Raw genomic sequence first — 15,461 nt, 5'->3', positions numbered from 1 at the left:
TAAATGGTAAAGTTGTATGAAAATATATCTGATAATTATTTTATTCTTTATTTGTGGATTTTACTCTTGCAAATCTACAGATGTGAAAGATCGTAATTTGACTCAATACGTTGACCCATTTGTAGGTACTGCTTATACAGGACATACAACTCCTGCAGCAGCTTGTCCTTTAGGATTTGTTCAGCCAGGGCCTCAAACTGGAAATTTTGGCTGGGAACATTGCAGTGGCTATAATTATAACGATTCGCTGATTTGGGGATTTACTCAAAATAAACTCAATGGAACTGGTATTCCTGATATGGGTGATCTTTTGATGATGCCATTTTCCGGAGTTTCGGGAAAAGACTTTAAGAGTAAATATTCTAAAGATACAGAGATAGCTTCGCCAGGATATTATTCTGTGTATTTAGACGATAATCATGTTAAAGTAGAATTAAGTTGCACGCCTCATGTTGCCATACATAAATACTCTTTTGATCGAGACGGAGGAGCAGTGTATATTAATTTTCAAAGTGGTTCTGTTAGTACGGAAGAACAGTATGAAACTCGTGTCATTCATTCAAAGGTGAATGTTGTGGATGATTATACAATATCAGGATTTCATCATTTGAAAGGATGGGTAGAACGGCAATTGTATTATATTATTCAGTTTGATAAACCGATTGTATCTATTGATACGATAAAAGGGAATGAACATAATAAGGCTCCTATTTGCGTTTTTCATTTTAATCAGAAAAAGGGAGATGTGTTACAGGCTAAAGTTGCTTTATCTACAGTCAGCATAGAGGGGGCGTATGGGAATATGGACTCAGAATTGGCACACTGGAATTTTAATCAAGTGAAAGAGAGGAGTAGCAAAAGATGGGAAGATATATTGTCACGAGTTGAGATAGAAGGAAGTGTAGAGCAAAAAAGAAACTTTTATACATCCATGTACCATCTCTTTTTTCAACCAAACAATATAGCCGATGTAGATGGAAAATATCGTGGGGCTAATGATTCTATTTTTGTCTCTTTGTCAGGTGAATACTATTCAACCTTTTCTCTATGGGATACTTTTCGTGCCGCCCATCCTATGTACACAATATTGGTTCCGGAAAAGGTGCCTGATATGATAAATACAATGTTAACCCATAGTAAAGTACAAGGATTCTTACCTATTTGGGCTTTGTGGGGAAAGGAAAATTATTGTATGATCGGCAACCATGGAATTCCTGTAGTAGTGGAAGCTTGTATGAAAGATATTAAAGGGATAGATCCGGAACAGGTATATGGTGAAGTGAAAAATACTTTGACCCGAAATCATTATCGTTCAGAATGGAATATCTATGATGAATATGGATATTATCCAATTGATTTGATTAAGGATGAAGCTGTGTCCCGTACATTAGAAGGTGCTTATGATGATTATTGTGCAGCACAACTGGCACGGAAATTAGGCAAAGAAGAAGATTATCGTTTTTTCATGAAGAGAGCTAATTATTATAAGAACTTGTTTGATCCGGAAAGTCAACTGATGAGGGGGAAGGATACGAAAGGCAACTGGCGTGTGCCTTTTGACAAGTTGGCTTTATCTCATGCTGGTACAGCGGGGGGCGACTATACGGAGGGGAATGCATGGCAGTATACATGGCATGTTTTGCATGATATTGATGGTTTGATAGATTTAATGGGAGGAAAAGAGGCCTTTATAACCAAGTTGGATTCTTTATTTTTCTTGCAGTCCGATGCGAAAAGTGCTGGTTTTGTTGGTGATGTTACTGGATTAATTGGACAATATGCACATGGAAATGAACCAAGTCACCATGTGGTATATATGTATACTCTTGCGGGCGAACAGTGGCGTACAGCAGAGTTGGTAAGAGAAATTTTTGATAAGTTCTATTTGCCTAAGTCCGATGGACTGTGTGGTAATGATGATTGTGGGCAGATGTCGGCATGGTATATGTTCAGCGCATTGGGTTTTTATCCGGTAGATCCGGTTAGTGGTAATTATGTGTTAGGTGCCCCTCAGATCCCTCAAGCTACTATTCATTTGCTAAACGGTAAGTATTTCACAGTAAAAGCTCAAAATTATTCGTCAGCAAATAAATATGTAAAGTCTGTAATGTTGAATGGAAATTTAGTAACCAATACAATATCCCATACGCAAATAATGAATGGTGGTACATTAGTTTTTGAGATGACTGATATTCCTTAAAACACAACTAAAATAAATTAGATATGAGAAATATATTCAAGACAGTAATTGTAATATGTATGTTGTGCACATTCATGTTATGTAATACCATAGCATTAGCTAATGTAGAAAATGAAAAGAATTTTCCGGTTAGAATAACATTCGATCAACCAGGAGCGCTTTACCATGTTAGAGAAGCTGGGAAGGCTTTTATACAGCTGAACGAACCTTATAAGAAAGTGATAGTTGAATTGTTAGATACTGATAAGAAAGTGCTAAGTCGAAAATCGTATACAATAAAGGGAGATAAGAACATGGCTGTCCATTATCCGTTAAAGCAAAAAGATCTAGGGTATTATACTCTTAAAGTTATCGCTGAATCAACCTTGAAATCTGATACGATTGAAGAAGGATTCGGTGTTATACCTAATGTGACTCTTACGAAAAAGGATTGGGATTCTCCATTTGGTATCTGTGGGCATTATGCAAGATATGATTATAAGAAATGGAATATTGCAGCTGTACAACAGAAATTAGGAATAGCTTGGGTACGTGATGAAAGTAATTGGAAGAAAGTTGTTGAAGAAAATCTGGATAGCGATCCTGATTTGGATTATCTAGATCGCCATCATATTTGCTGGCTTAATTTATTCGGATATATCAATTCATTTGATGGTATTCAAAATGATAAAGGAGTTTGGACATGGAATAAAGACGTATCCATCTTAAAAAAGTATGTAGAATTGACAAAAGGACATTTTGTTGTGTTTGAGTCTCAAAATGAACCGAATAATTTTGGTGGGTGGTCTAAGCGCTGGCCGCATCCGCAAGGACAGCAATGGCGTCCACAAGGTTGGGGGAAACCTTTCACTGATCTTATTAAACAAATGTGTGATTCTATACGCGCTGTTGATCCAGCTATTAAATTGATGTGGCCGGGGGAAGATGAGTGGATTGAGTACTTTGTTAATGAAAGAGGAGCCGCTCCATACATTGACATTACTGCTATTCATCCGTATGTAAATGATAAAATATACCCTGAAACAGAAAAATTTGCTTCCGGTTTTTATGATGAGCATCAAAGAGGATTGAAAAAGATGAAAGTACCTACAGAAATGTGGGTTACAGAAGTAGGATGGACTACTTATAAAAATAATGGTGAACCGAATCGGTATATCCCTGTGACAGAATACGAACAAGCGGCTTATTTAGTTCGAACTTATTTATCTCATTTATATTATGGAGCTAAAAAAGTTTTTTGGTATGAAATGGCTGATGAGCCTTTTGGTCCGAATAATCCGGAATCCTTCTTTGGAATTCTTAGATTTAATGAATCACTTAGTGTGAAACCCTCTGCTGTAGCTTTCTCTAATATGGTGAATAATTATAGACATGCAATTCCTGTTGGGAAGTATGCTGGTCAATCATATGGTTTCGCTTATGATAATCAGGGAAAGAATCAATTGTGTTTATGGACAGAAAAAGGCAGTAAAGAAGAAACTTTGTATTTGCCAAATACGAAAAAGGTGAATGTGACTGACATTTTTGGAAGAGTACAACAGTTGAAAGTATTAAATGGAAAAGTTATTGTTACCATCAGTTATTTACCGATAACTATTACAGGATTTGTTCAAGATGACTTTACGAGACTGTATGCTCCACGTAAAGTTGTAAAGTAATGTTTGAAAAATATTTATTAGTATTATGCAGAAAGTAAAGTTATTGATAATAATATTCATTTTTCCGTTGTTGGGAATCGGATGCGTGTGTCAAGATCAGAAGACTCCTGTTGATTATGTAAATGCATATATTGGCAATATAAGTCATCTATTAGTACCTACTTATCCAACTGTACATCTTCCTAATAGTATGATGCGAGTGTATGCTCAACGCTTGGACTATACGGGGGATCGTTTAAATGGTTTGCCATTATTTTTGATTGGACATCGAGGTGGATTTGCGTTTAATTTGAGTCCATATCAGGGTGATACATTGGGCTTAAAACCGGTAGTTGCATATGAATATGATCAAGAAGTAGTGAAGCCCTACTATTATAGTGTTCTATTAGATAGTCTGAATGCAAGAGTTAAATATGCTCCTTCACATCAATCGGCTGTATATGAAATTGATTTTAATAATCATGCTGATTCCTATTTGATTTTAAATTCAAAAGAAGGAAACCTGAAAGTGGCGGGAAATACAATTTCGGGCGATCAACCAATTGGTAAAGAGGATAGGGCTTATATTTATTTGGAGACGGAAGTGCCGCCAGTTTCCAGTGGAATTCTGTCAGAGCAAAGAATGGAGCAAAAGGTTAATGGAGGAAGCTGTGTCGTTTTAAAATTCCCCAAAGAGGTTCGTGTGATGAAAATTCGTTATGGTATTTCATTTATTAGTAGCGAACAGGCAAGAAGGAATCTGTATCGGGAAATTGAAGGATATAATGTAGATAGCGTAGCACGGATAGGACGTAATATATGGAATGAAAAATTGAATAAAATATCTGTTCAGGGCAATGATGAAGACCAGAAAACTGTATTTTATACTTCTATATATCGGGTCTGTGAGCGTCCTGTATGCATCTCGGAAGATGGATATTATTATAGTGGATTTGATAAAAAGGTACATAATGACAATGGAGTACCTTTCTATACAGATGATTGGTTTTGGGACACCTTTCGCGCAGCACATCCGTTACGAGTTATTATGGATCCGGCTGTTGAGCAAGATATGTTGAGTTCATATATCCGGATGGCGGAAGAGCGGGATAATTATTGGATGCCAACATTTCCTGTGGCTACGGGTGATAATCATAGTATGAATAGTAATCATGGAGTTGCTACCTTTATAGATGCTTACAATAAAGGATTGAGGAATTTTAATTTGTCGAAGGCTTATGAAGCTTGTAAGACAGCTATAACTGAAAAAACACTTATTCCGTGGTCTGATGCAAAAGCAGGAGTATTGGATGAATTTTACTTAAAAAATGGTTATTTCCCGTCACTTGTCCCTGGGGAACAGGAAACAGTTGTAGAAGTGAATTCTTTTGAGAGGAGGCAGCCTGTTGCAGTAACTTTGGGAACAGTATATGACGAATGGTGCTTGTCGCAGATTGCTAAAGCGTTGGATAAGAAAGAAGACTATCAATACTTTTTGCATAGAAGTCTGAATTATAAAAAGATATTTAATCCAGCTACTAAATTCTTTCATCCAAAAGATAGTAAAGGCAATTTTGTAGAACCATTTGATTATCGATATTCTTGGGGAGTTGGATTTAGAGATGCTTATGATGAGAATAATGGTTGGATATATCGTTGGGATTTATTACACAATATTGCTGATTTGGTGAATATGATTGGTGGTAATCAGTCTTTTATTGATGAACTGGAACGTATGTACTATACTCCATTAGGACAGAACCGAGTTCATTTTTATAGCCAGAATGCAGATCATACAGGTAATGTGGGACAATTTTCAATGGCGAATGAGCCTTGTTTACACATCCCTTATCTATATAATTATGCAGGTGCTCCCTGGCGCACCCAAAAGAGGATTCGTCGTTTATTGGAGCAGTGGTTTCGTAATGACGTAATGGGAGTACCTGGTGATGAAGATGGAGGAGGGTTATCAGCTTTTGTCGCTTTCTCTTCTTTAGGTTTTTACCCCATAACACCGGGGTTACCAATGTATGTGATAGGAAGTCCGGTTTTTGAGCGTTCTGTAATAAAATTGGATAATGGTAAAACATTCGAAGTAGTATGTAAGAATTATGCTCCTCAGAATAAATACATTCAATCTGCTACTTTGAATGGACGTGTCTGGAATAAATCATGGTTCAGTCATGAAGAGCTGGAAAAAGGAGGTAAGCTTGAGTTGATAATGGGAGAATATCCTAATAAATCATGGGCCTCATTACCTGAATCCATCCCTCCATCTTTTGAAATGGTAGAGAACCGGGATAGTTTATAAAATGTAAAATACCAATTTGTAGAACTTTTAAATTAGTGGTTATGAAAAATATACGTTCGATTATGTTAGGAGTATTATGTTTGCTCTTTGTCATTCATGTTGGTGGTTGTAAAGATGATGATGGAGGTGATTCAGCTGTTGGTTATAATTTAACTACACAAAAGGATGTAAATAACTTCTTGGAATCGGGAAATATATCTTATCTTATTATTTCAGGAGAGGATATAACAGATTTGTCTGCATTAAAGTTTGCTTCTATTGGAACTTTGATTATTAAGAATACCAATGTACTTGACCTGTCTCTTCCGAATTTAGCATCAGTGCATGAAGAGTTAAGGATTGAGGGCAATTCTAAACTTATAAAAATATCAGATTTGTCAAAACTGAAAGAGATTAATGGAGAATTAGTAATTAATAATAATGTCCTATTAACAGATATCTCGGGGCTTCTGGATATACAGAGTGGTGCCGGCACTATTAGTGTTATTAATAATAAAGCCTTGGGAGAAGATAAGCCTTTGGTGGGAGAAGATTATTCTTATGGATTGCTCCCATTGAGGTATTTATATGAAAAAGGAAAGTTTGATGGTACATTCCGTATTGCTGATAATCATCCTAATGCAGCCGCAGATATAGAAGATATAGGTAAGTTGGAAGATGGAATTTCGAGTTATACGATTGCTTCTCGTAAAGATGCTTTGGAGTTTGCTCCAACCAATACCGCCGTGCGTAATTTAACAATATCAGGTAGTGAGATAACGGACGAAGTGCTGAAATTGTTGACAGGAAAGCTGAAAAAGATTATTGGTACGTTGACTATAGAAGGAACAGTTATAACCAATACAGAAGGATTTTTTGATGTTGTTAGTGTGGAAGGCGGTATAATATTTCGCAATAACACTCCTGGAAATGGATACGATGCTATTTTTAGTAATGGCTTACGTTTTTATGAAAAAATCAATGGAGATTTAATTATAGATAATACTCCGATAAAGTTCTGGGGAAAGGGAAGTAGTTTTGCTCAAATAAAGGAAATTACTGGAGATTTCAGAATACTTAATAATCCATACCAAGGTACGCGGGGTGATGAATTGGACGGTATGCCATTATTAAAGAAAGTTGGGGGAGATTTAGAGATTAGCGGTTGCTCCAATATTGTAAATATGCAAACATTTATGATGGCATTACAGGAGATTGGCGGGAAATTGATTTATAAAAACAATCCCAAAGTGGCCAGTTTGACTGGTTTTGAATCTCTAAAATCTATCGGCAACGGAATCGAAATTACCAGAAATGGGAATGCTGATGGGGAAATTCCGACCTATGGCTCGACAGGTCGTCCCGGATGGTGTATGGTCAAGGCATGGATAGAAGACGAAATAGTGAAAAACACTTCAGACGTTGTTCTTACATATAGCGATGGAGAATTAGTAGACTTAAGCATGATTGATGCTTGTGATGGTTTTAATCCCTCAAAGGATGATGGTATACCAAAGGATTATGAGATAAATGGCGCACGAGAGATGCAATTATTTTTGGAAGGTCCTAAAGGTAAGGCGATTAACTTGACGATAAAAGGACAAGATATTACGCAGGAAATGATGAATCAAGTGCAATATCGTATCGAAAGCGTTTCAGGAGTAGTTACATGGGATAACCTCAGCATTGAGTCAACAAGACATTTTTTTAATGTCATTGATTGTCAAGGAGGTATTATTATAAAAAACTGTCCTAAATTGGTTGATCCTTCAGGTTTCCAAGAGGCACCTGATAAATATCGTATTATTCATGGCGATTTTATAATTGAAAATTGTCCGAATTTTGCTTGTGGAGGTTTTCAAGGATGGAGTTCCTTTAATTGCATAACTAAAGTTGAAGGAGATTTAAGATTGATAGGGATTGTTACTTCTAATGTGAACAGTGAAACATTCAAGAACTTGACGGAAGTGGAAGGTGATTTTGAATTAAGAGACATTCAGTGGTTCTGGGAACTAAACTTTAAGGATCCGACAAGACCATTACCGTTAGAAAAGATAGGTGGTGATTTGATAATTCAGGACTGTCATGCATTTTGGCAATTGGATGGACTGGCTGGTTTGAAATCAGTAGGTGGAGATGTGGTTATTTTGAACACAAGTGTTCCTACATATTCTACTGATTGGCAGTTAGGTCTTTGCTATCTGAAATATCTGAAAGATTCAGGGACTGTCTTCAAACCGGATGTTAAGATGACATTAGGCTCATCCGATAACTTAATAGATGTCGATTCGTTAAGTCCGTGTGGTTTAAACTAGGAGATAAAAATACGAGATATTTCTAGTGTAGATAAAAGATGAATAATATTAAAGTATATATAATGAAAATATTACAACGTATTATAATGATTTTATTAGCAAGTTTTGCTATAGATATGCTAGCTTGGGCACAGGATCCTAATTATATGGATTTTAATTATGGACAACATGTTCAGGATACTGATTGGGTCGAAGCTATTCAGATTATTAGTCCGCTATGTAGAAGTGAAGTACAAGGGAAAGTTGAGGTACAATTTAAGGCAAAAGGGATGAAAACGGCAAAAGCTTTATGCTGGAGTCAACCAACGGAGAAAAATAAAAGTGATTGGGGATATGATGTTAATCTGACTCCTCGGGGACTAAAGCTAAAAAAAGATGGTTCAGGACGTTTTACTTTTGATGCAGAACTTCTTCCGGCAGGTCCGATGAATATTCGAATTTATGCTCAAGCAGAAAATGGTAAGAAAGATATCTTTGAATTACAGCTTTATAATAAGGGAGGGATTTCTTGGAAACAAGGAATTCCTAAAAAAGATCCGCCGGCAGCAAAGGGGTTGAAACTTGTTTTTAGTGATGACTTTGACAAAGGGTTATCAATCTCAAATGATGGGCGGGGAGCTCGCTATAATGCTCATAAACCACTATGGGGAGATTTTAGCGGATGGCCTTTTTCCGATGTGGATGGTCCGGATAATCCCTTTTTTCAAGTTGATACTTATTTGAAGATTGCGGCGAGAAAGAGAAAGGATACCAAGGGAAGTACGGGATTGATAGCATCTGTAAATATGGATGGTGAAGGATTTTGGGTAAAGGCTCCATGCTACTTGGAATGTTGTTTTATTGCGCAGTCGGCTCCGGGCACTTGGCCAGCTTTTTGGACAATCAATCAAATAAGACATGCTCCGGGAGATGAGTTGGATATTGTAGAGGCGTATGGAGGACGGGGTAAGGGAAATCCTAATTATTGGGGATATTCTTGTACTAGTCACTTTTGGGGACAGAGAGATGAAAATGGTAAAGCCAAGCCACATCCGGCAAAGAGCATTGATATGTTAGCATTGGGAGGAAAATCTTCTTGGTCTACCACTTTTCATACTTATGGTCTTTATATCGGATTAAAAGATACTGTTTATTATTTAGATGATATCGAAGTTTTTCGTCATCCTACTAATGAAATTTCGCGAGATTTTCCTCATTTGTTTATGATTAATTATGCTATTGGAGGTATTAGTGGATGGCCAATAGATTTAGAAAGATATGGAAATGGCTCAGATATGTATGTTGATTATGTTAGAGTCTATGCTGCAGAAGATATTAATAAGAAATAGCTTCTTGTTTAATAGAAATATTCAGTAAAGAAAAAAAGATACTGCATGAATCAGTTGTACGACACCCGGATGTCATATGACTTAATGCTATTAAGAATTCTCAAACATTCTCACCGTAATGAGAAAAAATACTCATTGCGGTGAGAACTTTTTCTCATTACTATGAGAATTAATTCTCATAGCGGTGAGTATCATTTCCTGTCAGAGCATACGGAAACGTCGTTTTACACAGAGTGAAACGACCTTTATTGGATAGTCTTGCTCACCTCTATACGCTGCTTTTCAAACTTCTCATTATTGGTATTGCGGTTACTAACCTCTTTACAGCGAATAGGTGCACTCATTTCGAGCAAGCGCAAGATCTCATTCAAAGATTCACCCTCAAAAGTCGCCTTATAGGAATATTTTCCTAATTCGGCATCTTTCAAAATAAACTCCACATTATAAGTTTGTCCCAAACGTTTGAATACATATTCCAGTGGGTCGTCTCTAAAAATGAGTACTCCATCTTTCCATGAGCACCATTTGTAAGTATTGGTTTTGTTGACGTTATACAAAGCAGTTGCCAGATTATAGTCTATTTTCTCTCCCGGTGAAAGGGAAATTGTTTTTTTCTTGTCAAGAGTTACTGCTACCTTTCCTTTTACTAATGTCACTGCTGTTACATTGTCCGAGGTATATGCATTCACATTGAATGCTGTGCCGGTAGCTTCTACAGTCAGTTCTTTCGTTTTTACGATGAACGGATGCTCCTTGTCGGATTCTACTTCAAAATAGGCTTCACCTTGCATTGAAACCACTCTTTGCTTATCATTGAATTGAGTCGGATACTTTAGAGAACTTCCGGCATTTAGCCAAACCTTAGAGCCGTCGGGCAGATTCACTACCGACCAGGTACCGTAAGGAGTGAATAACTCCTGATAAGTTTCTGCAATTTGAGAAGCAGGTTTCAAATAAAGATAAGCGGATACTATCAGCAAAGGGAGAAGCAGTATAGCTGCAATTTGTTGCCAGTAGTACAGAAAGGACAACTTTGGACGAACCGATGTCGGCTGATTTTGATGAAGAATCTGCTCCATAACTTTTCTGTGCGCGCTGTCCACATCTATCTCTTCCGGATTAAAAGCCGGGTGACTGACTTCCCACACATTCTTTTGTGATAGAAAGCTCTTATAGTTTTCGGGAGTAGCCGATATCCAATCTTCCAGTACCTTTATTTCTTCTGGTGTAGCCTCTTTCGAGAGATATTTGGAAATTATAATTTCTATGTCTGAATCTTTATTTATCATATGCATTTTACCTTATATATAATAGACGTTTCAGAAAGAAAATCCCACATCCATTAGTGGAAAAGAAAGAAAAAAAGTAGCAAATAAAAATCTTTTAATAAAATGCGAAGCTGTTTCAAAGCCTTGCTGATGCGTACTTCCACTGTTCTGACAGAGATATTGAGGCGATTGGCTATTTCCTGATATTTAATATTTTCTAACCGGCTCATTTCAAATACTTCTCTTTCCTGGGGAGGTAATTGTTCCAATGCATTTTTGAGTTGCCGGCATAAATCGGAGTAAAGTATGTAGTTTTCCGTTGTATCTATATCTATAGAGCCCGATTTAAGTTCATAAGCAACGTGTTCATCTATAATCCTGCGATGGCGCAATTCATCCAGGCAGTAGTTTCGGACAGCTTTCAGTAAATATGATTTTAGTGAGTTCTCAATTTCCAGTGTTTTCCGGTCATTCCATAATTTGAGAAAGATATTCTGTACAATATCCTCACAGGTAGATTTCTCTGGAATGTAAGTACCGCCAAACAACACCAGATCTTTGTAGTAGGCATGGAATAATCGGGTAAAAGCCTGTTTATCATCCTGTTTCAGTGCTATTACCAGAAAACGGTCATCGGAAGTCTGTTGTTGGATATTTGACATAGTATTGTAGTAGAGATTCTATTGTTGGGGGTAAAAATAGAAAGATTATTTGGGATAAACGATAGTTTGATGAAAAAATAGTCCGGATGAAAAAATAATGTGATATGGGATGTGGCTTTTATTTTTAGAAACGTCTTATTGATAGGAACGAGAGAAAAACACATTTATTAACCTTTAAATAATACAAGCCATGGGAAAGACATAATCAGTGAATTTTACTTCCGAAAAAACTGATAAAAAAGGAAGGTCTGACTCACCTTCCTTTCCTAAGATTCAGTTATTCGTTAATCAACTTATTTGTAGAACCAATAACCAAACATGTAAAGGTATGAAACTTATTTCAATTAGAAAAATGAAAAAGAGAATTAATGTACCTGCGAATGTAAAAATGGGGAGAATTTGTGCTATATGGTTGTTTTGTATAGCTCTGCAAGCCGTCAGTATACCTATCCTTGCACAATCCGCCAAAATTACATTACGACTGAAGAACGTGACTGTAGAGGAGGTCTTGACTAGTATCGAAAATCAGACAGAATATCGCTTCCTGTATAACAAAGATATTGTTGATGTTAGCCGTATAGTGAGCATTTCTGTGAAGAATGAACTGATGACTCTGGTACTGGATAAACTTTTTAAAGGCGAAGGAGTATCTTATACGATTGAAAAACGCCAGATTGTATTAAACAAAGTTTCATCTCAACAGCAGGATAACAAGCCGACAGTCAAGGTGACAGGAAAGGTCGTGGACGAATCTGGAGAGACTCTTCCGGGAGTGACTGTGATGATAGAGGGGGTGACTCAAGGAACCATCACCGGTATAGACGGCAATTATCAGTTGCAGGTTCCGGAAGGTTCGACACTGAAATTTACTTCAATAGGTTACACTACATATACGCAGAAAATAACCAGGCCGATGACGTTGAACGTGACGATGAAAGAAGATTCAAAACAATTGGATGAGGTTGTTGTGGTAGGTTATGGAACGACCACCCGTAAGAATCTGACCACTTCCATAGCAACGGTCAAAACAGAAAAAATATCAAGAGCCGCAACAAGTAATATGTCGCAGATGTTGCTTGGACGGGCAGCCGGACTGGAAGCTACGTTAGCAAGCCCACAACCGGGTGGAGCAGTCGACCTTTCCATTCGTGGTGCAGGCACTCCTATTTTTATAGTGGATGGAGTAATGATGCCTTCCACTTCTTTAGAGGTTGGAAACGGAAATCAGGTCATGCCTAATTCTATCAATCGTTCGGGATTGGCAGGACTTAATCCGGCCGATATTGAATCTATCGAAGTATTAAAGGATGCATCTGCCTCCATCTATGGAATTGGCGCAGCCAATGGTGTCGTATTGATTACTACGAAGAAAGGTACTGAAACTCGTCCACAGATCACTTATGAGGGAAATTACTCTATCGTGAAAAACTATCCGTATCTGGAACCTTTGAGCGGAGAGGAATATATGAATGTTGCTAACATTTTCAATAAGGAAAACTATTTATTTACGAACGGCATGTATCCCTATGGCGATAAACCTTTTGATAATAAATGGGTGCCTCAATTCTCACCTCAACAGATAGCTGCCGCTCAAACAACAGACTGGCTGGATTGTGTGTTGAAAGATGGTAGTATCAATAACCATAACATCACAATTACAGGAGGATCTAAACTACTGAAATATTACTTGTCCGGAAACTATTATAAACAGGAAGGTACGGTAGAAAACTCTGCAATGGAGCGTTATGCTCTTCGGACGAACATATCTTCACAATTGCTTCCATTTCTTAAGTTGACTGCAATTGTCAATGTAAATGAGAATGAATATACAAACTCAACTTCCGGTGGTGGAGGTGGTGGTAATGGTTATGATGCTATCCAATCGGCATTGACTTATCCTTCTTATTTGCCAATCAGGGATGCGGCAGGAAATCCTACTTTATATTCGAACTACCCCAATCCTGCAGAAATGGTAAAAGTGAGCGACCGCACCAAAACGAGTGGTTACTATCTAAACTTTGCTGCCGATGTGGATATTATCAAGGATATGCTGTCGTTCCGTTTGATGTATGGTATCAATAAGGAGAATGCTAATCGTAACCTGTATATTCCTTCTGATATTTATTTTATGGATATGTATAAATCGAGAGGGCATCTGGGATATGTTGAGCGTAGAAACCAAACCATGGAAGGGACACTGACTTTCAAAAAGCAGTTTGGAGATTTGTTGCGTGTTGATGCCGTAGTGGGTATGGGAAGATATACGAACGATTCAAATGGACTTGAACTTGACTACGAGCAGATTAACGATCACATTGCTGCTGATAAAGTGGAAGCTGCGGAAGGTACTTTCTATCCGACTTCTTTCAGGGCAGCCGACGAACGTCGTTCTCAATTTGCCAGGGCAAGTGTGGATTTGCTTGACAGGTATGTGGTTGCGGCTACTATCCGCCGGGATGGAACGGATAAATTTTTTCCGGGAAAGAAATATGCCTATTTCCCTTCAGTGTCATTAGCCTGGAAATTATCTAACGAACCGTTTATGAAGAATATATCATGGATTGACCAGTTGAAGATTCGTGGCAGTTATGGACAGACAGGTAATGACAACCTGGGCAGTTCACTTTATGGAACTTTTAGTCTGGCAGCACAATACATTAAATTCTCTAACAATTCAGTGACTTATGTACCCTATCTGCTTAGCGGTCCTGATTACCCGAATGTAACTTGGGAAAAGACTACCATGAAGAATATAGGTGTAGACTTTTCTGTGTTGAAGGATAGAATCTGGGGAAGTTTCGATATGTTCCGTAATGATGTAACCAACTTGCTGGGATATGATTCTTCCTCTCCGCTTAGTATGACATCTTCCGTCCCGATGAACTATGGACATTATGTACGTTATGGATGGGATGCAACTATCAATTCACTTAACTATGAAATCCCCCGTGTGTTTAAGTGGACGTCACAATTGACCTTATCACATCATAATGCCGTTTGGAAAGAACGGATGCCCAACTATTATTATGAAGAATATCGAATCCGTAAAAACGAACCGGTAAATGCTTATTACTATTATGAAACGGAAGGCGTAATCAATATAGATAAAAGCAATATGCCCGAATCGCAGAAATCTTTACCGGCGGATGCACAACAACCCGGCTATCCGATTATAAAGGATGCGAATGGGGATAATAAAATAACGATTGATGATGTAAAGATGAGGAATACACTTCCGAAAATTCACATCGGATTTGGAAACACATTTGTGTACAAGGATTTCGATCTGGATATATTTATGTATGGACAATTCGGACGTACACGTTATAATTATGCATATCGTTGGGCGCTTGTCGGAGATGTGTATTACACAAGTCCCAAGAACTCGAACAAATATGTATATACTATCTGGAACTCTCAAACGAACCAGAATGGAAACCGGCGTGGCATTGCTTCGACAAAGGCTGTTGCTTTACCCGGTAACGTAGGTTTTGAAGAAGATTATCAGAATGCTTCGTTCGTACGTGTCAGGAATATTACTTTGGGATATAATCTCTCGGGGAAAAAGCTGGGAAGAATAGGTGATTATGTAAGTTCTATCCGGGTTTTTATTGATTGTCAGAATCCGCTGACTTTTACCAAGTTTGTTGGGGTCGATCCTGAAATAAAGACGGGTGGCGACGGCTCCAAGGCGGAATATCCGATGACAAGAACATACTCCTTCGGAGCAAAAATATGTTTTTAAGAGAACCTGTAACGAA

Annotated in this window: 8 protein-coding genes; 6 read left to right on the top strand and 2 right to left on the bottom strand. The window is 37.7% G+C overall.

From position 1 onward, the window contains the following. Positions 1-16 precede the first annotated feature (16 nt). The 5 genes from H8796_RS02075 to H8796_RS02055 all read left to right on the top strand — a co-directional run bounded on the left by H8796_RS02075 (position 17) and on the right by H8796_RS02055 (position 9,770). Complete coding sequence (locus H8796_RS02075) at positions 17-2,200, top strand: GH92 family glycosyl hydrolase (protein WP_117936666.1); 2,184 nt, start codon at positions 17-19, stop codon at positions 2,198-2,200. A gap of 23 nt (positions 2,201-2,223) precedes the next feature. Continuing rightward, positions 2,224-3,858 carry a hypothetical protein gene (locus tag H8796_RS02070; protein ID WP_233530316.1) on the top strand — a complete coding sequence of 545 codons (1,635 nt, stop codon included), beginning with the start codon at positions 2,224-2,226 and terminating at the stop codon, positions 3,856-3,858. 25 nt (positions 3,859-3,883) lie between these two features. Beyond that, on the top strand, positions 3,884-6,148 hold the full coding sequence (locus H8796_RS02065; protein WP_117936664.1) for a GH92 family glycosyl hydrolase: 2,265 nt from the start codon (positions 3,884-3,886) through the stop codon (positions 6,146-6,148). Positions 6,149-6,189: 41 nt separating this feature from the next. Then, positions 6,190-8,442 carry a hypothetical protein gene (locus H8796_RS02060; protein ID WP_147340100.1) on the top strand — a complete coding sequence of 751 codons (2,253 nt, stop codon included), beginning with the start codon at positions 6,190-6,192 and terminating at the stop codon, positions 8,440-8,442. Positions 8,443-8,504: 62 nt separating this feature from the next. Beyond that, positions 8,505-9,770: a family 16 glycosylhydrolase gene (locus H8796_RS02055; RefSeq protein WP_233530315.1), complete on the top strand. Its 1,266-nt coding sequence runs from the start codon at positions 8,505-8,507 to the stop codon at positions 9,768-9,770. Positions 9,771-10,015: 245 nt separating this feature from the next. Here H8796_RS02055 and H8796_RS02050 read toward each other — a convergent pair whose 3' ends face one another. Both H8796_RS02050 and H8796_RS02045 read right to left on the bottom strand, forming a co-directional pair. Then, positions 10,016-11,059 carry a FecR family protein gene (locus H8796_RS02050; RefSeq protein ID WP_117936770.1) on the bottom strand — a complete coding sequence of 348 codons (1,044 nt, stop codon included), beginning with the start codon at positions 11,057-11,059 and terminating at the stop codon, positions 10,016-10,018. A 53-nt stretch (positions 11,060-11,112) separates the two neighbouring features. After that, on the bottom strand, positions 11,113-11,700 hold the full coding sequence (locus H8796_RS02045) for an RNA polymerase sigma-70 factor (RefSeq protein WP_009000122.1): 588 nt from the start codon (positions 11,698-11,700) through the stop codon (positions 11,113-11,115). Positions 11,701-12,028: 328 nt separating this feature from the next. On the opposite strand from H8796_RS02045, the gene H8796_RS02040 reads away from it, so the two are divergent. Beyond that, complete coding sequence (locus tag H8796_RS02040; protein ID WP_117936658.1) at positions 12,029-15,445, top strand: SusC/RagA family TonB-linked outer membrane protein; 3,417 nt, start codon at positions 12,029-12,031, stop codon at positions 15,443-15,445. Positions 15,446-15,461 lie beyond the last annotated feature (16 nt).

The sequence above is a fragment of the Bacteroides sp. M10 genome (assembly GCF_014334015.1).
GTDB classification, from domain to species: domain Bacteria; phylum Bacteroidota; class Bacteroidia; order Bacteroidales; family Bacteroidaceae; genus Bacteroides; species Bacteroides intestinigallinarum.
This window is presented reverse-complemented; position numbering and strand designations above follow the sequence as displayed.

Coding starts and splice junctions, on each gene's coding strand:
- H8796_RS02040 (WP_117936658.1), top strand. CDS start 12,029: ATGAAACTTATTTCAATTAGAAAAATGAAAAAGAGAATTAATGTACCT.
- H8796_RS02075 (WP_117936666.1), top strand. CDS start 17: ATGAAAATATATCTGATAATTATTTTATTCTTTATTTGTGGATTTTAC.
- H8796_RS02060 (WP_147340100.1), top strand. CDS start 6,190: ATGAAAAATATACGTTCGATTATGTTAGGAGTATTATGTTTGCTCTTT.
- H8796_RS02070 (WP_233530316.1), top strand. CDS start 2,224: ATGAGAAATATATTCAAGACAGTAATTGTAATATGTATGTTGTGCACA.
- H8796_RS02055 (WP_233530315.1), top strand. CDS start 8,505: ATGAAAATATTACAACGTATTATAATGATTTTATTAGCAAGTTTTGCT.
- H8796_RS02065 (WP_117936664.1), top strand. CDS start 3,884: ATGCAGAAAGTAAAGTTATTGATAATAATATTCATTTTTCCGTTGTTG.
- H8796_RS02045 (WP_009000122.1), bottom strand. CDS start 11,700: ATGTCAAATATCCAACAACAGACTTCCGATGACCGTTTTCTGGTAATA.
- H8796_RS02050 (WP_117936770.1), bottom strand. CDS start 11,059: ATGATAAATAAAGATTCAGACATAGAAATTATAATTTCCAAATATCTC.